This is a genomic window from Phyllobacterium bourgognense (assembly GCF_003337575.1).
Classification (GTDB): Bacteria; Pseudomonadota; Alphaproteobacteria; order Rhizobiales; family Rhizobiaceae; genus Phyllobacterium; species Phyllobacterium bourgognense.
In genome coordinates this window covers 59,345-78,457 of sequence record NZ_QPJM01000014.1, presented here as the reverse complement: position 1 = coordinate 78,457, position 19,113 = coordinate 59,345, and the positions used below count along the sequence as shown (strand labels likewise).

Below are 19,113 nucleotides of genomic sequence, written 5' to 3'. Positions count from 1 at the left end.
CGTTTTTAGGCTGAGTTGCTTTCCAGTGGGACAGATACGATCAACTGCGTGCCCTTTTCGCGGTGCCGCTCGATCTGAACCGAGCCACCAAATGCTTCCACGCGGTTACGAATACCCTGAAGCCCCAGAGGATGTCTGCGTCCTGTTGTTTTGATATCTTGTATTGCACTTGGGCCCGCATCACTGACAATAACGGTAATTACATTGTCCTCGGCCGAAGCAGTTACACGCTGTTCACGTGCCCCAGCATGCCGGAACGCGTTATTCAGCCCCTCCTGAACAACACGGTAAAGGCAAATCTTCAATGGATGCGCGACGTTTTCAGGCAGGGCAACGTAACTGGCGCTGACGACTGAACCGGTCGTATACTCGTGACGTTCCACGGCAACACGAAGCGCCGCTTCGAGCGACATATTCTCGATCTCTGGCAGAACAAGTCCCGTAGAGAGTTCGCGCAGCTCCCCAAGCACTTGGCTCGCCAGCCGTGAGGGATGAAGTTCCTGGGCGGTACTTTTCGGCAAATCCGAACCTTTCGCTGGGCCAGAAGAACTGCCTCCAAGCCTGAGGATCAAAAGACTGAGCAGTTGAACCGGTCCGTCGTGCAGATCAGAGCCAATGCGGTTGAGCAGCGTCTCATTGGATTTGGTCGCGTCCATACGGGCGTGGTCGGCAGCCTTTCGAAGTTTTGTGTTCTGTTCAGCCAATGCCTGCGCATTCGCCAACTGGGACTTCAGCGTTACTCGCTGGCTTTCGATGATATTGCTCGCGCGCCTGACAATGAGAAAAAGCAGACCCATGATTGCAAGGGTTGTCGCACCGACAATAGCCCAGGTATGGCGCTGAGCCCGGTTGCGCTGAACAATAAACTCTTCAGCTTCTTCATAGAGTTCCCCCACTGCAATCACCTCGCGTGAGCCCGTGCGATAAATGGGAGCGTAGATCTCGATCAACGAGCGACCATCGTTGTGCTCTATATCTCCCGCATCATTGTGTCCAACTTCGAGTTGCGAGACGACTGTCCCGGCAAACGCCTTGTCGATGTCGGCCGATGGAAGCCGCTTTCCCACAAGCGATTTGTCTGTGCTGTAGATAATGGTGCCGTCCTGACGCCAGATCCTGAAACCTTCGACACGCTTGGCCAGCTCCGTCCCGATCAGCAAATCATCGAGTTCCTTTTGACGATCTGCGGCTACATATAATCCATCGGGCCCCTCTTCCACGTGGCGAGCCAGAAAGCCTTCTACGTAGAGAGCGCCAGCTTCTGCGCGGCTTCGAAGCTGGCTCGCGGCGATCTGCGAACTCAGCCATTCACCCAATATTGCCATTGACCCACAGACGATGAGCGCCGCCACAATAAGGAATTGTGCTGTCAAACCCAGGCTGTGCCAATATCGGAACAGGGTGTTGGATTTTGAAGGACTACCTTCATCCTTAGGGCCATAGGTCACATTTTGGCGCGGGCCCAAAGTCCCACCTTTCCGCCGACGAAAGTCTGTGTATTTGACTGGACCTTCCGAACTATCAAGTTCGCCTCCCCCCTTACATTATCCGACCATCGAAACTCGTGTCGAAGTTATTTTGAACCAGTTTGTCCCTTTGTTCCGGGAGCGGTCAAGAGAAACCAAGTTACGGGACAAAGTAAATTGCGTCTGAAACCACAGACGTAACCTGAATCAATTGCCGCAGACGGCGATTCTCGTGTGGGTCCAAAGGGAGAGTAAAATGGTAACCTATATTCGTTCTGATCTCGATTTCATCCTGACGCAAATCAAGATCGCGGAGGCGCACGCCGCCGGGCAGCCCTTGTTCGGGCCGGATACGGGCTCGGGTCCCGGGCTCATCCCTACCTATAATCTGGCCTGGGGCCTGCGGACCGTTGATGGCAGCTACAACCATCTCTTGCCCGGTCAAGAACAGTGGGGCGCCGCCGACCAGGAGTTCCTCGAGCTGCTCGCTCCGCAATACCGGACCATTATGGTCGATCCTGATGGCGCGGGACCATCTGGACCTATTCCGATCACCTACACCCCCGGCAACGACGTGGATGGTCCGGGAACGTTTGCCGATCCGGGCGACGTCATCGATCCTGAAGTTCGTACGATCTCCAATCTGATAGTCGACCAGACGCTCGGCAATCCTGCGGCGATCCTGACGGCGCTGCAGCGCGCCGGCGTCGAAGACCCGGGCATGCTGATCACCGCTTCGATCTCGGCTGCCTATTCTCCCCTCCAAGACGAATTCAGGGCCGTGGCCGATGCCCAGCGCGTTGAGGCAGCCGCCGCAGCCGCAGCAGCGGCCAGCCCAGGCAATGCTGCACTTCAGACAGCGGCCGCCAACGCTGCACTGGCCCTCACCGCAGCACAGGGCGCTCTCGATGCCGCAGCCGGCGTCCCCGGCGGGCTTTACGCGTTACTCGCAGCCAATGGCATCGAATTGGACGGCGCCAACGTCCACCTCCCCAACATTGCGCCGGACGAGGGCCTGTCGGCTCCGTTCAACTCCTGGTTCACACTGTTCGGCCAGTTCTTCGATCACGGCCTCGACCTCGTCAACAAAGGCGGCAACGGCGCCGTGATGATCCCGCTGCAGCCGGATGATCCGCTCTACAGCACCGCGCCTGGCGCCCTGAACTTCATGGTTTTGACGCGCGCCACGACTTCACCCGGCGCCGATGGCGTCCTGGGTGACAATCCCCTGACTGTCGGCGTGGACGAAAGTCTGGACGACGGCCGTCCCGTCAATACCACCACCTCCTATGTCGACCAGAACCAGACCTATACGTCGCATTCCTCGCATCAGGTGTTCATACGGCAGTACGAGCTCGACGGCGATGGCCGGCCAGCGGCGACCGGCAAGTTGATCGAGGGCGGCAATGGCGGCATGGCCACCTGGGCCGAACTCAAGGTCCAGGCCCGGGATATGCTCGGCATCCTGCTGACCGACGACGACGTGGGTAAGGTTCCGCTGCTCAGGACCGATCAATACGGCAACTTCATTCCCGATCCGACAACGGGCTTCGCCCAGGTGATCACCGGTATCGGCCCCGACGGAATTCCGAATACCGCGGATGACGTCGTGATCTCGGGTACGCCGGCCGCTCCGGTTAGCCTAGCAGCCGCCATCCGCACGAACCACGCCTTCCTCGCCGACATTGCGCATAATGCTGTTCCTGGCGGCGTTGCCGATGGCGACATCACGATCGGGCTGGACAATCCGGGCAACGCGCCCGGCGTCTATGACAACGAACTGCTCGATGCGCACTTCATCGCCGGCGACGGCCGCGTCAACGAGAACATCGGCCTGACCGCCGTCCACCATGTCTTCCATGCCGAGCACAACCGGCTCGTAGAGCACACCAAGGAAGTCACCCTTGCCGACGCCCAGGCGATTCTTGATGGCGGCGGGTCGGAAGCCGAGGCCGTAGCCTTCCTGAATGAGTGGCTCATCGATGATGTGACCACGGTTCCCGCCACAGCAGATGGCCTCATCTGGGATGGCGAACGCCTGTTCCAGGCTGCCAAGTTTGGCACCGAGATGCAGTACCAGCATCTCGTGTTCGAAGAATTCGCCCGTAAGATCCAGCCCAATATCAACGTCTTCCTGGTCCCGGACGGCTTCGACACCACGCTGAATCCATCGATCGTGGCCGAGTTCGCCCATGTGGTCTACCGCTTCGGCCACTCGATGCTGACCGAATCGATCGACAAGTTCGACCCGACCTTCACGGCTGATCACATCAGCCTGATCCAGGGTTTCCTCAATCCGACGGCGTTCGACGGTGTCAATCATGCGGTCACCGACGATATTGCCGCCGGAGCGATTATCCGCGGTATGACTCGCCAGGTCGGCAACCAGATCGACGAGTTCGTCACCAGCGCGTTGCGCAACAACCTGCTCGGCCTGCCGCTTGACCTCGCGACGATCAACCTGGCACGCGGCCGTGATACGGGCGTACCGTCGCTGAATGCCGCTCGCGCCGAATTCTACGAGGCAAGCAACCAAAATGTCCTGCTCAAGCCCTATGAGAGCTGGGTCGATTTCGCCGGCCATCTCAAGAACGAAGCTTCGATCATCAACTTCATCGCCTCCTACGGCACACATGCGTTGATTACAGGCGCCGACACGCTCCAGGAGAAGCGCGACGCAGCGCTGACCATCATCACTGGCGTGTCAGTCGGTGGCATGTTGGTTCCCGCCGATGCGCTCGACTTCCTCAACGCCACGGGCGCCTATGCGGGCGGCTCGCTCGGTGGCCTCAACAATGTCGATCTCTGGATCGGCGGCCTGGCCGAAGAGACCATGCCGTTCGGCGGCATGCTTGGCTCGACCTTCAACTTCGTCTTCGAAGTGCAGATGGAGAACCTGCAGAGCGGCGACCGCTTCTACTACCTGCAACGGCTTGACGGTCTGCATTTGTTCGGTGAGATGGAGAACAACTCCTTCGCCGCCATGATCATGCGCAATACCGACGCGACGCATCTGCCTTCGGACGTGTTCTCGACGCCGGGCCTCATCCTCGAGGTTGACCGAACCAAGCAATACAATCCTGACCTTGGCGAGGACGCAGGTCTAGACGGCATATTGCAGGACGACCCCGGCACGGCGGTCGATGAAAGCGCCGACAATCGTGGTCTCGACCCCATCGGCAGTGGCATCCTCACGCAGCTCGTCATTCGCAACAATCCGGGCACGGTCGGGCCTGACACGAACTATCTGCGCTACACCGGCGACAATCATGTGGTGCTCGGGGGCACTGACTTGGCAGACGTCATAATTGCAGGCATCGGCGACGACACGTTGTTTGGCGATGGCGGCAATGACAACATGGAAGGTGGCTTCGGCAACGACATCATCAACGGTGGGGACGGCGACGACATCATCAAGGACTCCGGCGGCGATGACAACATCAAAGCCGGTAAGGGCAATGACGTGGTCCACGCCGGACCAGGTCTCGACCTGGTGATGGGTAATGATGGCCAGGACTTCATTTTCCTCGGCACCGATGCAGGCTCGGAAGTCTTCGCCGGAACCGGTAACGACTTCATCTACGGCAACAAGAATGCCGAACGCATCCTCGGCAATGAAGGAGACGACTGGATTGAAACGGGCACCTTCGATGGTGCCCCCGGCGACAACTTCGACGAGGTATTCGCCCATGACGGCATCGACGGGAACGACGTGTTCCTCGGCGACGGCGGCTTTGACGAGTATATCGGCGAGGGCGGCGACGACATCATGGTCGGCAGCGCCGGCCGCGGCAAGATGGTGGGCATGTCCGGCTTCGACTGGGCGACCTACAAGGACAACCTGACCGGCGTGAACGCCGACCTGTCCATCCCGATCATTTTCGACGAAGCACCGACCCTGCCGCAGAATGCGGCATTGGACGAGTACGAATCGATGGAAGGACTCTCCGGCACGAGGTTCAATGACGTACTGAAGGGCACACAGGACGTGGCCGCGGACCGCGCGCCACTGAGTGCAGGCGGCACGACGGGCTATCTCGGCAGCGTGCTGGATGCAGAGGGTATAGCGCTCATTCAGGGCCTGCAGGAGGTTCTCGGCGCCGGCGTGACGACCTTTGATGGTGGAGACATCATCCTCGGCGGCGACGGCAGCGATGCCATCACTGGCAATGCCGGCGACGACATCATCGACGGCGACAAGTATCTCGACGTCCAGATCGCCGTCTACGCCGCCGGTGATACCGAGCACGCAGGCCCGCCGATCGCCATACACAAGTCAATGACGACGCTCGCCGCCAGCATGTTCAACGGCTCGATCAATCCGGGCCAGCTGGGCATCATTCGAACGATCAAGAACAGTACTACGGAGGAAGAACTTAGTTCTACCGATAACATCGTCGACAGCGACGGCATTGCTGATGTTGATCGGGCGATCTTCTCCGGCGCACGGGCCGAGTACGATATCGACTTCAACACCGACGGAACAATCACGGTGGCCCATACCGGCGGTCTTGCGACCGACGGCACCGACACGCTCCGCAATGTTGAGATCCTGGATTTTACCGATCAGGATATCTCGCTGGTTGCACCAACGCTGGATCTTCACGGTGATGTCACCACGACGACGAGCGTATCCGCTCCTAATGCATATCGTGATTTCTTCGATACAGCAGCCTTCAACAACAGCAATGGCACCGTGGGCTGGACGGGAACGCCTTGGGTAGAGGCCAATGACAGCGGCGGCGTGACTGCCGGCCAGATCCAGATCGATGCAGGTGATTCCAACGAACTGCGCTTCGTCGGCGGCGCGGCCTCGGACGGTGCTTCAATCACTCGAACGGTCAATCTCAGCGGCCTGACGACTGCGACACTATCGTTTGACTATGATCGGTTCAACAACGGTAACAGTATCGACGCCGGCGAGACGATTGAGGTGCAGTTCTCAGCATCGGGGTCGTTTGCGCCTGGAAATTTCACGGTGCTGCAAACGATAGGCAGCAACTCCGGGAATCCATTCACCGGTGCGGGATCGAGCAATTTGAACCTGAACCTCACGGGAGCGGGGGCGAACTCGGCCATCCGATTTGTTTCCTCTGCGATCAGCACGGCGGGCGAAGAAGTTCGGATCAACAACTTCAATATTGCCACGACGACAAGCACGACCACGACAGTTCCCGGCACGCCCGGTAACAACTACCAGACCACTTATAATGAAAATGGTCTTGGCGTTGGAATTGCCTCCGGCGTATTGATCACCGATGACGGTACGACCCTGGCTTCGGCCCGTGTCGTTCTGACCAATGCCAGTGCAGGTGATGTCCTGTCGGTACTTGGCTTGCTCCCAGGTGGGATTGCAGCATCGGTGGACACATCCGTAGCAGGTCAGATCACTCTGAACCTCTCCGGAACAACCACGATTGCCAACTACCGGACGGCGATCCAGCAAGTGCGATATGCGAACTCGTCGGATAACCCAACTCCTGGCGCCAGAACTCTCCAGGTGACTGTCAACGACGGGCTATTGAACAGCAACGTTGCAACGGCGACGGTCACTGTTACCGCAACGAACGATGCGCCGGTCGGGAACAACGACACTGTTATTACCAATGTGGCCGCGAACACTGCGTTCTCCATCTCGCAGGCGGCTCTGCTCGCCAACGATACGGATCCTGAGGGATCTCCGGTGACGATCACGGCGGTGAACAGCCCGAACGGTCTCAACGCCGCCACTCTTGGAGCGACCACAGTAACCGTGTCCGATGGGGTAACCCCCGGAGGTAGCTTCAACTATGTCGCCAGTGATGGGACGCTGACCGATCCGACAACGACGGTGAACGTCACCCGGGTCGTCGGGACCATCAACGGCGGCGCCGGCAGCGAAATCATCGTCGGTGACCTCAATGGGACGACCATCAATGGCGGTGGTGGCAACGATAACATCAATGCCGGTGACGGCGGCGATACGATCAGCGGCGGCACGGGCGACGACATCATCCTCGCTGGCACCGGCAACGATACCATCATCTGGAATGCGGCGGGTGCTACCGATGGCTTCGACATGGTCAACGGCGAAGCCGGTGGCATCGACACCTTTATCGTGAACGGGGTGGTCGGAACGGCCGAGACATTCCGGATCTACGCAAGGGCAGAAGCTATCCTGGCCGGTATCGCGGTGTCCGGAGCCAACACTGAGATCGTCATTACCCGCACCGTCGGGCTAACGACGACCATCATTGCCGAACTCGATAATATCGAAGAAATCTCCGTGAACACCCTCAATACCACTGCCAACAACGGCAACAATCCGAACACGCCGGATGGAGGAGTGAACAACGGCGATACGATCCAGGTGATCGGCAACTTCAATGCGCCGTTTACGAGCCTGAACTTCAACACCATCACCATTGATGGGAATACAGGCGATGACACGGTGGATATCTCGGCCCTGAGCTCGGCACACCGTATCGTCTTCAAATCGAACGGCGGCAACGACACCATCATCGGAACGCTACGTCCGCAGGATGTCGTCGAACTGCCAAATGGTGCCACAGTGGCTGACTACGAAGTTACCATTGAAGACGGTGTCACGACCATGACCAGCGCTGAACATACCATCACGTTTACTGCGCCCGATGGTATGCCCCAGATCGGCGGGGATCCGGTAGACGATGATGACGATGTTCCAGCTCCAGGTTCGGACTCTCCAGGCGCTCCGGTTGTCGGTACAGCCAATGCGGACGTTCTGCTTGGCACTGTCAATGGCGAAACGATCATCGCGCTTGGCGGCAGTGACACGGTGATGGGTGGTGCAGGGGTAGATGTCATCCGCGGAGACGAAGGCGACGACTTCATCAGTGCACAAGACGGCAATGACATGGCTTTCGGCGGTGCCGGCAGCGATGATGTTCTCGGCGGGGCTGGCAACGACATGCTCTACGGCGATGCCGGATCAGACCGCATCTTCGGCGATGCTGGAAACGATCTGATCAACACCGGTTCCGGTAACGACACCGCGCATGGTGGAGATGGCAACGACATGTTCGTCGCTGAAGCCAGCGACGGGAATGACAACTATTACGGCGATGCCGGCGGCGATACGCTCGACATGGCAGCGATCACGGCCAACCTCACAGTCGACCTCGGAACGGGCTTTGCCGGCCGGGGAAGTGCATCGAGCAGTCAATCGGGCAATGACACACTGTGGAATGTCGAAAATGTCGTGACCGGGTCCGGCAACGATACGATCACTGCAAGCAGTGCCGTCAATGTCATCGACGGCGGCGCAGGCAATGACACCTTCCGCTTCCTCTCCGCAGGCGATGCAGACGGAGATACGATCGCGGGCTTCCAGCCAGGAGACAAGCTCGATCTTGGCGGTATCGATGCCAATGGCGGCGCGGGCGGGAACCAGTCCTTCACGCTGGTTGCAGGCTCGACTTTAAGCGGTGCCGCACAACTGGTTGTCACGCATGAAACCCGCGAGGACGGCGAATATACGATCGTCCAGGGCAGCGTCGATGGCGATAGCGGGGCAGAGTTGCGCTTGAGCATCAAGGGCAACCACGACCTGACCAACTCGGACTTCCATCTGTAGTCCGAGAACTGACGGCGAGCCGCAATAACCGGCTCGCCGCCCTATACAAATAACAAAAGGGGGGTCACGAGAATGCGTTCATTTGATTTTGCCAGCCCTGCGAGCAACGTGGCTCGCCAAAGGCCGTTCAAGCGTCGCAATACCGGCGTTTCCGGCGTTCTGGAAGGCGCTAGCTTGATAAAGACGCTGCACCTGCCCTGGCTCCCTCTCTATCTCCTCGCAGTCTGTGCGTATCTGCCAGTTCTTGGCCGGCAGGCGCTAATTGCTGCGTTGGTCATGGCGGTCATGACGATTGCTGCTGAAGTATTGACGAGGCGCCTCGCTACTAGGGCGTCCAAGAAGTACCGGGGTGTCAAACCACAAGCGACCCCAACATATTGGATTTGAACTGGTGAGCGCGGTCCACCTGTGACCGCTCCGCCTAAAGCCTCAACAAGAAACGGTAAGAAAAAATGCGCCCGAAAACCCCATTGACTGGCACCAAGCGGAAAAATGCCGAGAAGCTGACGCAAGGCTTTCGCGGGATATTCGTGTTTCTCTTCACCACCTCCGGCGTCATCAACATTCTCGCACTGACCGGCTCCTTCTACATGCTGCAGATCTACGATCGCGCCCTGACCAGCGGTAGCGTTCCGACGCTCCTCGCCTTGTCGGCTCTGGCCATCGGTCTTTATCTGTTCCAGGGCATGTTCGATATTATCCGCTCGCAAGTGCTGGTGCGTATCGGCGCGCGTCTCGACAGCAGGATCGCTCCGATGGCGCATCAAGTGGCTATCGACATGCCACGCTTTGGTTTTTCGACGGCCGAGGCACTGGAGCGTGGCCGTGATGTCGATACGGTACGCGGCTTCCTCGGCAGCCAGGGCCCAGTCGCGCTGTTCGACCTGCCATGGATGCCGCTCTATCTCATCTTCGTCTATATGCTTCATCCCTATCTCGGCGCCCTCACCTTTGCCGGCGCATTCATCCTGTCGATGCTGACGATTGCTACCGAGCTGATGACCCGCCGCCTGGCAAGCGCAACCCATCAGGCCGCCATTGCCCGCAACGGGATCGCCGATTCAAACGCCCGCAACGCCGATATTCTGAAGGCGATGGGTTTTGCCGGAAGAGCGGTCGATCGCTTCAATCAAGCCAATCAGGATCACCTCGAACTTCAAACACGCACAAATGACATCAGTGGAACATTTGGAGCGATATCTCGTGTACTTCGCATGATCCTGCAATCTGCAGTGCTGGGCCTGGGCGCGTGGCTCACGATTCAGGGTGAGTTGTCCGCTGGCGCAATTATCGCCGCGTCGGTTGCTTCAGCCCGTGCTCTCGCGCCCGTCGATCTCGCAATTGGTAACTGGAAGAGCGTCGTCGCTGCACGCACGGCATTTGGCAGGCTCAAGGAAACCGTCGTAGCATTGTCTTCTATTGAGGCACCGATGGATCTGCCGGCTCCTGTTGGATCGTTGAAGGTTGAAAAGATCACAGTAGCCGCGCCAGGGTCCGGCCGGGTGCTTTTGAGCGATGTCAGTTTTGAGATCAATGCGGGTCAGGCGCTCGGCATTATCGGACCGAGCGGCGGCGGCAAGACGACACTTGCGCGCGCCCTGACCGGTATCTGGCCGACGCTACGCGGTAGTGTGCGACTGGATGATGCCGAACTGACGCAGTGGTCGGACAGCAAGCTTGGCCAATACATGGGCTATCTTCCGCAGGATGTGGCACTGCTGGATGCAACAGTCGAAGAGAATATCTCGCGGCTTGAGCCCAAGGTGGACGCACGAGCGATCGTCGAGGCGGCCCAAATCACCGGGATTCACGAGATGATCGTGCGTATGCCGGATGGCTATCGTACGGCGCTTGGTCCGCAGGGTGCTTCCCTTTCCGCTGGCCAGCGTCAGCGCATCGGGCTTGCACGAGCTCTTTATCGCAATCCTTTCATCGTCGTCATGGACGAGCCAAATTCCAATCTCGACGGTGAAGGCGAAATGGCCTTGACCCAGACGATCAAGGCCATCCGCGAACGCGGCGGCATTGCCATCGTCATAGCCCATCGGCCAAGCGCCTTGGCCGCAGTGGACATGGTCGCCGTCATCCAGAATGGCAAGATGGTGGCTTTCGGACCGAAAGACGAAATTCTCAAATCGTCCGCACCCGCAGAAACAGTCAACCGACCCGCACCTGCCGCACAAAATGCGCCGCGCGTCACATCGAGGGTTTCAGCATGATAATCGATGTCAAAGGTACCAAAACAACCAAGCCGGAAACGGATGAGTCACATGAACATTATGCCCTGAAGAATCAGGACAAACGCTCCAACGCACCGCTGTTCTTTACGGTGTTTCTCACCGGACTTGCGCTTTACCTGAAAAGCGCATTCCCGCGGCTGGGCAGTGACGAGCAGCAAGAAGAAGCCAAGTCTCAAGCGCCGGAGGAGTCTGGATCGCCTGAGGTTGCAGCAGCTGGCGCTCCCGAAGTGATGACAAAACTCGAAGAAGCGGCAAAGGAGAAGGCTGGTTCTGGTGGCCGATTGTTCGGCAGCGGAGATTGGCGCTATGAACTTTCCGATTCTCCTATGATCGAGTTTCAAAAACTCAACCTGCCAAACTCGGCCCTCTTGAAGAAGTTCGGTGGAGTTTCGTTCTCCTTCCACGCGGCAAACGACAATGCCTGGCGCGGTGGCCGGGTATCAAATATTGGCAACGGCGGTGTGGGTGGCGGTGGCTCAAACGTTCAGGTTGCGCCGGTGCATGACATCGATCCTTACGAGGAGATCGATGACGACGAGGATGACGATACGGACGAGGAGAAAGCCGTCAATCGCGCGCCTCGGGTCAACGGGCCGGTCTATCTGGCCGATGTCTTTGGCTGTGCGGTCGCCCTGATCGGGCTTTCCGATCTCCTGCGCGGTGCATCCGATCCGGACGGTGATGCTCTCCGCATCGAGAATGTTACCGTGTCGTCGGGAACACTGACGCAGACCGCAAGTGGCTGGTATTTCGATGCGGCGATGCTCGGTCCGGTCACCGTCACCTATCAGATCAGCGATGGCAAGGTGTCGATCCTGCAGACGGCCCAGTTCTCTGTGCTGAAGGCGCCGCCGATCATCGGCACCCAAGGCGACGATATCCTCGTCGGAACAGCCTGCGCCGACGATGTCGACGGGCGTGATGGCAATGACAATATCGACACCCGGGGCGGCAACGACACGGTCAATGGCGGCAATGGCAATGACCATATTATCACCGGCAGCGGTGATGATCTCATCTTTGCAGGCGCTGGCGACGACATCGTTCTGGCCGGGCTTGGCGACGATCAGGTCTTTGGCGGCAGTGGCAATGATAGGCTGTTCGGCGAAGAAGGCCGCGACACCATCTTCGGCGAAAGCGGCGATGATACGATCAGCGGCGGCAATGATGACGACCTGCTGTTCGGCGGCGAGGGCAATGACAGCGTTGCAGGAGATCTCGGCCGGGATACGATCCATGGCGACGCCGGCGATGACCGGCTGGACGGCGGCGGCGGCAATGATAACATCCTTGGCCAAGCCGGTGCCGACGTTCTCGACGGAGGGCTCGGGGATGATTTCCTCAGTGGTGGTGACGACGAAGATATCGTGCGCGGCGGCGACGGCAACGATAAAGTTGTAGTTGATACCGATCAGGCGGACGACGTTTATGATGGCGGCGCTGACCTCGATACGCTCGACTATACCGCAGTCCTGCACGGCAGCGAAATCGATCTCGAAGGAGGCACTGCATCCAGTGACGCGATTGGTGAGGACACGATCTCGAACTTCGAAATTCTGCTGGCCGGGGCGGGACAGGATGACATTCAAGGCAGCGATGCGGCCGAGGAGATCCATGGCAATGGAGGCGATGATGTGATCGACGGCGGCGGTGGCGCTGACATCGTGGCGGGCGGCGACGGCAATGATCACCTGTCTGACGGCTCGGGGCAAGACTCTGTAAGCGGCGGAACCGGAAATGACACGGTCACAGCCGCCCTGGATATAGTCGATGATACTTATGATGGTGGTAAAGGCATCGACACGCTCGATTATTCGGCCGCCCTGATGACCGTGGTCATCGATGTCGTTGCGGCCAACGCCAGCGGCGCGGAAATCGGTACGGACAGCATTACCAATTTTGAGGTGATCAATGCGGGTGCAGGCGCGGACGAAATCAGCGGCGGCACAGGCAGCGAAAGCATCTTCGGCAACGGCGGAGACGATGTCATCTCCGGCGGAAGCGGTAATGACACTTTATCGGGCGGCGCCGGCAATGACGTCATTTCAGATGGCGCAGGAGCCGATTACGTTTTGGCTGGCACCGGCGACGACATCGTGCAGGCGGCGGCTGATGGCAGCGACGACATTTACTCGGGTGAGGCGGGTTCCGACACGCTTGACTATTCGCAGTCGGCGGAAGGTGTGCTGATCGATCTGGATTCGGGCGCGGCGACAGGCTTCGATATCGGGCACGACGTGATCAGCGGATTCGAGAACGTGGTTGGTAGCACCGGCAACGATCAGGTGATCGTCGGAACTACGGCAATGGTGCTCGAGGGAGGCGGCGGTGCGGACACTTTCGAATTTCATATCCCCGAAGGGAGCTCCAGTGCCGAGGTCATCCACCAGATCCTCGACTTCATGGTTGGTGATCGCATCGAGATGTCCAGGTACGAGATCTTCGAAGATGTCATCGACAGTCTGGAAGATCGATTCGAGGAAACCTACGGCGATGATGCCGACGCGCAACCGTTGCCGATCCGCGTTCGTCACGAAGGAACGGATGAACTGCAACAAACGCTGATCGAGGTCGATATGGACCGCAATGAACACTACGAAATGACTATCAATCTGACGGGTCATCACATGCTGATGATCGTCGAAAACCCTTGAGTAAAGACGTCGTTGTGACGCGAGTGGGAGTGAAACATGTTAGGGCGACAAAAACAAAAAGACTTGGGCTTGGGACCTCAGATCGATTCTGAAAACAGTTTCGCTGTAGGGCCTCGGGTTATCGCGGGTGTTACGCTTGGACTCATCCTTTTCGTCGGTGCAGGCGGCTGGGCGGCAACCGCCCAGCTGACAGGGGCGATCATCGCACCGGGTATGGTCAAGGTCGATCAGAACCTGAAGTCGATCCAGCACCGCGACGGCGGCATCATCAGCGAGATTGCGGTCAGGGAAGGTGACTTTGTCACGAAGGGTCAGGTCATGCTGCGGCTGGATGACGCCGAAACGCGCGCGGAACTTTCGATTGTTCGCACCCAGCTGGTCGAACTGATGGCGAAGCAGGCGCGGCTGATGGCCGAGCGCGACAATCTCGACGCCATCATGATGTCGTCGGAGCTCACTTCGCGGATCGAGGATTTCCCCCATGTCTTCTTTGGTGAAAACCGCATGTTTGACGGCAATCGCCAGAATCGGAAGAGTCAGAAGGAGCAGTTGGTCCTCGGCATCGATCAGCTCGGCGAGGAAATCAAGGGACTTGAATCGCAGCGCGATGCCAAGATCGACGAGATTGCGTTGGTCAAGACCGAACACGGCAAAATCAAGGGCTTGACAGACAAACGCCTCATCGAAACCTCGCGAAAATATATCATAGACCGCGAAATGGCGAAGCTCCTCGGCGAACGGGGCGAGGTTGAAGCCAATATCGCGCGCGCCAAAGCCCGCATGGGCGAAATCCGCCTGCAGATTATAGCCATCGATGAAACAGCACGCACCGAAGCACAGCGTGAACTGAGCGCAATCGAGCCAAAGCTCTCCGAACTCAAAGAACGGCGAGTGGCGATCGAGGACCGGCTCGCGCGCGCCGATATCCGCGCACCGCTCTCGGGTACTGTCAACGAACTCGCAGTCCACACCATCGGCGGTGTTATCACCCCGGCGGAGAAGCTGGTGACGCTTGTCCCCGCAGATGCCGCGCTGAAGATAGAGGCGAAACTGTCACCCACCGATATCGACCAGGTTTTCGTCGGACAGCCGGCGAAACTGCGCTTTTCGGCCTTCAACCAGCGCACAACGCCGGAACTGCATGGCCGTATCGCCTATGTTTCCGCGGCGACCAGCAGCGATCCCTCGACCGGTCAGGTCTATTATCTGGCCGACGTCGTCGTGCCATCGGACGAGCTCGAAAAGCTCGGGGACAGCAAGCTTTTGCCTGGTATGCCCGTGGAAGTCTTTGTTTCGACCGAAGAGCGTACAGCGATGTCCTTCCTGTCCAAGCCGCTCGCCGATCAGTTTAGCCGAGCCTTCCGCGAGCAATAGCGAGGCATCAGGTAGCATTCTCGAGATTCGCTTGCCGTCACGGTGCCTCTTGTTAAGGGCATGTTCGATTGCTAAACCCCTCCAAAAGGGGATTTGCTATGCCACCAATCAACCTAGCAATTGTCGGCGTTGGTAAAATTGCCCGCGATCAGCACCTGCCTTCAATCGCCGGCAATCCCGACTTGCAGCTTGTCGCTGCGGCAAGCCGTAACGGCGTGGTCGAGAACATTCCGAATTTTCCGACGATAGAGGCGATGCTCGATGCCGTCCCGTTCATCGACGCGGTCTCGCTGTGCATGCCTCCTCAGTTCCGCTACGATGCGGCCCACAAAGCGATCTGCGCTGGCAAGCATGTGTTTCTCGAAAAGCCGCCTGGAGCAACGCTGAGCGAGGTCGCAGACCTTGAAGCAATTGCCATTGAGAAGGGTGTTTCACTTTTCGCCAGCTGGCATTCCCGATATGCTGCTGCCGTTGAAGCTGCAAAGTCTTTTCTGGCATCAACGAATGTCCAAAGCGTCCACGTCATCTGGAAAGAAGATGTCCGCCACTGGCATCCCAATCAGGATTGGATATGGCAAGCCGGCGGTCTCGGCGTCTTCGACCCCGGCATAAATGCGCTATCGATTATAACGCATATCTTGCCGACGGGCATTTTTCTCAGGAATGCGACGTTGGAATTTCCGGAAAACAAACATGCGCCTATCGCGGCCGACCTTAATTTCACGAACAGTGACAATATTCCTGTTCGCGCGGAATTCGATTGGCGGCAACTAGGCGAGCAAACGTGGGACATTATTGCCGAAACGTCTGCTGGAAAGATGGTTCTGGCTGAAGGCGGTTCAAAGCTCACCATCAACGATACGGTTGTTCCAGTTTCATCGGAGACGGAATACGCAGCACTTTACCGTCAATTCGCCAGTCTGATCAAAAATGGGGAATCCGATGTCGATCTAGCGCCGCTTAGGCATGTTGCCGACTCTTTCATGCTCGGCAAACGCGTCTTCGTTACACCCTTCCACGATTAGCATCACACGCAATCTGTCAATACCGCGTGAAGCTGATCCACGCAGCAACCGATTACGCGTGGCAGGGCCTTGAAAGATCGTTGCTGCTCTCATGCGGCGCGAACAAAATCAAACCATATTTCAGCGGGATTTTATCATTCAACCCATGAACATTTTCATGGTTAGCGCATTTCAATTCGTACCTGCCGAACAGGCGTCGAGCAAGGATTGCAACCATGAAGAAGTTCATTACCGCAGCCATTATTTGTGCCGCCTTTTCCAGCGCAGCATATGCCGTTGACGACAAAACGCGGGATGCCATTCAGGCGCTTAAATTCACGAAGGCAAACGCCTATGCCAAAGCCATTGACCTGTATTGCTTTGCCGATCATCCATTTGCCACTCAATCCCTTGCCAATGCCGCCACGCAAGAAGCGCAATTCCGCCAGGAAATGAATGGGAACGAACAAGCTACGGACATTATCGCAGACGCCGACCGTTCCGCTGCAGAACATTTGAAAGTCGATCAATCAGCGTGCGCGCCGGCCGCTACTTTCGTCGATGGTGTCGTAGCGACGATTGAGGACTCAAAACAGCACATGGCGGCCATCAAGCAGACGTTCGCCGATGCGAAGGCGGCCGAGGAAAAGGCTGCGCAGGCCGAAAAGCGGTCCGCTACTTGCCGCGACCTGCAGGCGAGCGCCGACGCTGCCGGCCTTGAGGACCTGGTTTCTAAACGCATGGCGCTCCTTGACTGTGCCGACGTGCTTGGTGTCGATAATATTGCAAAGGTTGACGCGCGAATTGAGGAACTGCGCGCGGACCAAAAAAGCGCTGACGATGCAAAACAAAAGCAAGCCGCCGACGCAAAAGCGGCGGCCGCGGCCGCCGACGCGAAAAGAGCTGCCGAAGTTGCAGCAAACATGGCAAAGCCTGCCATCAAGCCAGCGGTCAAACCGGCGGCAGAGATGACTTTCGTCGGCAGGTGGGATCAGATTGACGGTAGTTGCCGAGGCAGGCTCTGGGATTTCAACACCAGGACGTATGACGGGACGCCTATCAGGAATGTCGAACGCAATGGCAACAATTACCGGGTTGAATTGAGCGATGGTTATGCCTTCGAGCTGCGGGACGTGACGAAGAGGACCCTGACCTGGTATTCGTTGGAGAGCGGCGACAGCTTTTCCTTGAAACGCTGCAGATAAGTTTGGTTAGCAATTGCGCCTAGTATTTTGGCTTAGGCGCAATCCAGCATTTTCCCAAAAGTTGGAACCCCGCCCCTTGGTGAACGTTAACTCTATCAAATGGGCGGGATATTTGATTTGAAAAAAGGAAGACTGTTATGTTGAAAAAAATCCTTATCGTCGGAGCAACGGCGTTAATCGCCATAGCATCGGCTCCCCAAGCCTTTGCTCAGTCCATTCAGATTGGTCCTGACGGTGTTCGGCTACAAGAGCCACGGCCGGAACGGGATTATCGCCGTTTTTCGGACATCAGTGAGCGCGAAGCGGTGCGTATCGCCAGAAGCGAAGGTCTTCGCGACGTTGACGACGTAAGGCGCACGAGGTCAAGATTCGTCGTTGAGGGTATGGATCGCCGCGGAAACGATATGCGCGTTAGTGTGGATCGCCGTACTGGTGACGTCCTTTCCGTGGAATAGGCGCTCAACCTGACGAAAGAAGCCCGTCGCCGCAGGTGGCGGGCTTTTCCACGCCCACAGTCAATGAAAGCCTGCAGTGCAATCGAACCGTTCCGTAAGATTAGTAGGCTGATGTATCGCCATAGTCTTCGGTGAGATCGTATAAACGCGACAGTTCCAGCTCGACTGCTGTGAAGAATGCTCCGACCTGCTCGTCCTGCTCGTCCTCCTGGAGCCCAATCCGCTCAAGGTGCCGAAACAGCGTATCGGCAATTTGGTTACGATAGGCTTCCGCCTGCCGATCCGTAGTCTTTTCCATGAGTTTCGCCGCCACGTCGCGAATTTTCGCCACACGCTTCGTCAGTGGGAACGCAATGATCTGGCATAGGATCGGGGATTCAGCTTCGAACATACTCATACTCTTCCCAAGTTCGGCAACGCCGCGCTTACAATTGATTCGCTCAACGATAAGGCGAAGGTTCCTAACAATGTGTTCAGCTATGTCCCGTCATGCCGCGTGGAACGCTATGATTGGAGGTAACAAGTTATGTAACAAGCCAGCGAACAGATTGTGTGTAACGCAACCACAATGTTGCCCGCTACGGCACGCATGCTTATTCAGGTTCGTGTAAAGTGATTCGCATTCGTTACGGCATTAACCCATGGCACTCAGTAATGCAGAGAGGCAAAGACGGCACCGCGAGCGGCAGAAGCAAAAGCTTGCCGCGGCTGCACCGGATCTCTCCATGCAGTACGAGAATGTCGGTGCTGATCTCCGTGACAAACTATACGCGCTTATCGACGCCGAAAATGGGCGGCGCGAACGTGCAGTAACACTTGTTGGACCGACGGATTTCCGCAGGGTCATTCTCGACATTGCTCTTAACGAAAATCGCTCGGGTATCGCCGACAGCGCGCGAATGGTTTTGCTCAAAGCTCTCAGTATGGGCGAAAGCTCGGAAAAGGAGATTCTCGACGCCCGCCGGCAAAAGGATGCATTCGCCGAGCGAAAGTCTGACTTACGCGACTCGAAGGAACAAGTGACACCGCTTGCACATTATTTGCGTGTTCCGAATTTCGGCTAATTGTTACACTTCTGTTCTCATGTTCCGTTAGCTTGCCGCGATAGCGCTACGTAACGA

General features: G+C 57.6%; 11 protein-coding genes. 9 read left to right on the top strand and 2 right to left on the bottom strand.

Features of this window, described 5'->3' with window-relative positions; translation table 11 throughout:
• Positions 1 to 5 precede the first annotated feature (5 nt).
• Entirely contained in the window at positions 6 to 1,325 is a 1,320-nt protein-coding gene (locus tag C7476_RS20645) for an ATP-binding protein (RefSeq protein ID WP_147274695.1), read from the bottom strand.
• Positions 1,326 to 1,722: 397 nt separating this feature from the next.
• On the opposite strand from C7476_RS20645, the gene C7476_RS20640 reads away from it, so the two are divergent.
• The 8 genes from C7476_RS20640 to C7476_RS20605 all read left to right on the top strand — a co-directional run bounded on the left by C7476_RS20640 (position 1,723) and on the right by C7476_RS20605 (position 17,992).
• On the top strand, positions 1,723 to 9,060 hold the full coding sequence (locus tag C7476_RS20640; RefSeq protein WP_114431743.1) for a peroxidase family protein: 7,338 nt from the start codon (positions 1,723 to 1,725) through the stop codon (positions 9,058 to 9,060).
• Positions 9,061 to 9,132: 72 nt separating this feature from the next.
• Positions 9,133 to 9,447 (top strand): 6TM ABC transporter family protein, encoded by a 315-nt coding sequence (locus C7476_RS20635; protein WP_147274694.1) that lies wholly within the window; start codon positions 9,133 to 9,135, stop codon positions 9,445 to 9,447.
• A 65-nt stretch (positions 9,448 to 9,512) separates the two neighbouring features.
• Positions 9,513 to 11,279 carry a type I secretion system permease/ATPase gene (locus tag C7476_RS20630; protein WP_114431741.1) on the top strand — a complete coding sequence of 589 codons (1,767 nt, stop codon included), beginning with the start codon at positions 9,513 to 9,515 and terminating at the stop codon, positions 11,277 to 11,279.
• Positions 11,276 to 13,954, top strand: coding sequence for a calcium-binding protein (locus C7476_RS20625; RefSeq protein ID WP_114431740.1), 2,679 nt, complete (start codon positions 11,276 to 11,278; stop codon positions 13,952 to 13,954). Before C7476_RS20630 ends, C7476_RS20625 begins: the two co-directional genes overlap by 4 nt.
• Positions 13,955 to 13,990: 36 nt before the next feature.
• Positions 13,991 to 15,328: an HlyD family type I secretion periplasmic adaptor subunit gene (locus tag C7476_RS20620; RefSeq protein ID WP_114431739.1), complete on the top strand. Its 1,338-nt coding sequence runs from the start codon at positions 13,991 to 13,993 to the stop codon at positions 15,326 to 15,328.
• 98 nt (positions 15,329 to 15,426) lie between these two features.
• Entirely contained in the window at positions 15,427 to 16,353 is a 927-nt protein-coding gene (locus C7476_RS20615; RefSeq protein ID WP_114431738.1) for a Gfo/Idh/MocA family protein, read from the top strand.
• Between the two features lie 215 nt (positions 16,354 to 16,568).
• A complete protein-coding gene (locus tag C7476_RS20610) occupies positions 16,569 to 17,537 on the top strand; it encodes a hypothetical protein (protein WP_114431737.1) in 969 nt (322 codons plus the stop codon).
• A gap of 137 nt (positions 17,538 to 17,674) precedes the next feature.
• Positions 17,675 to 17,992 (top strand): PepSY domain-containing protein, encoded by a 318-nt coding sequence (locus C7476_RS20605; protein ID WP_114431736.1) that lies wholly within the window; start codon positions 17,675 to 17,677, stop codon positions 17,990 to 17,992.
• Between the two features lie 100 nt (positions 17,993 to 18,092).
• Here the strand turns inward: C7476_RS20605 and C7476_RS20600 are convergent, their stop codons facing one another.
• Positions 18,093 to 18,389 carry a DUF6074 family protein gene (locus C7476_RS20600; protein ID WP_114431735.1) on the bottom strand — a complete coding sequence of 99 codons (297 nt, stop codon included), beginning with the start codon at positions 18,387 to 18,389 and terminating at the stop codon, positions 18,093 to 18,095.
• 244 nt (positions 18,390 to 18,633) lie between these two features.
• On the opposite strand from C7476_RS20600, the gene C7476_RS20595 reads away from it, so the two are divergent.
• Entirely contained in the window at positions 18,634 to 19,056 is a 423-nt protein-coding gene (locus C7476_RS20595) for a hypothetical protein (RefSeq protein ID WP_114431734.1), read from the top strand.
• The last annotated feature ends 57 nt before the right edge of the window (positions 19,057 to 19,113 follow it).

Bases quoted from the DNA above. Each gene is read 5' to 3' on its own strand.
- C7476_RS20605 (WP_114431736.1), top strand. From the start codon at position 17,675: ATGTTGAAAAAAATCCTTATCGTCGGAGCAACGGCGTTAATCGCCATA.
- C7476_RS20595 (WP_114431734.1), top strand. From the start codon at position 18,634: ATGGCACTCAGTAATGCAGAGAGGCAAAGACGGCACCGCGAGCGGCAG.
- C7476_RS20640 (WP_114431743.1), top strand. From the start codon at position 1,723: ATGGTAACCTATATTCGTTCTGATCTCGATTTCATCCTGACGCAAATC.
- C7476_RS20625 (WP_114431740.1), top strand. From the start codon at position 11,276: ATGATAATCGATGTCAAAGGTACCAAAACAACCAAGCCGGAAACGGAT.
- C7476_RS20635 (WP_147274694.1), top strand. From the start codon at position 9,133: ATGCGTTCATTTGATTTTGCCAGCCCTGCGAGCAACGTGGCTCGCCAA.
- C7476_RS20600 (WP_114431735.1), bottom strand. From the start codon at position 18,389: ATGAGTATGTTCGAAGCTGAATCCCCGATCCTATGCCAGATCATTGCG.
- C7476_RS20620 (WP_114431739.1), top strand. From the start codon at position 13,991: ATGTTAGGGCGACAAAAACAAAAAGACTTGGGCTTGGGACCTCAGATC.
- C7476_RS20615 (WP_114431738.1), top strand. From the start codon at position 15,427: ATGCCACCAATCAACCTAGCAATTGTCGGCGTTGGTAAAATTGCCCGC.
- C7476_RS20610 (WP_114431737.1), top strand. From the start codon at position 16,569: ATGAAGAAGTTCATTACCGCAGCCATTATTTGTGCCGCCTTTTCCAGC.
- C7476_RS20630 (WP_114431741.1), top strand. From the start codon at position 9,513: ATGCGCCCGAAAACCCCATTGACTGGCACCAAGCGGAAAAATGCCGAG.
- C7476_RS20645 (WP_147274695.1), bottom strand. From the start codon at position 1,325: ATGGCAATATTGGGTGAATGGCTGAGTTCGCAGATCGCCGCGAGCCAG.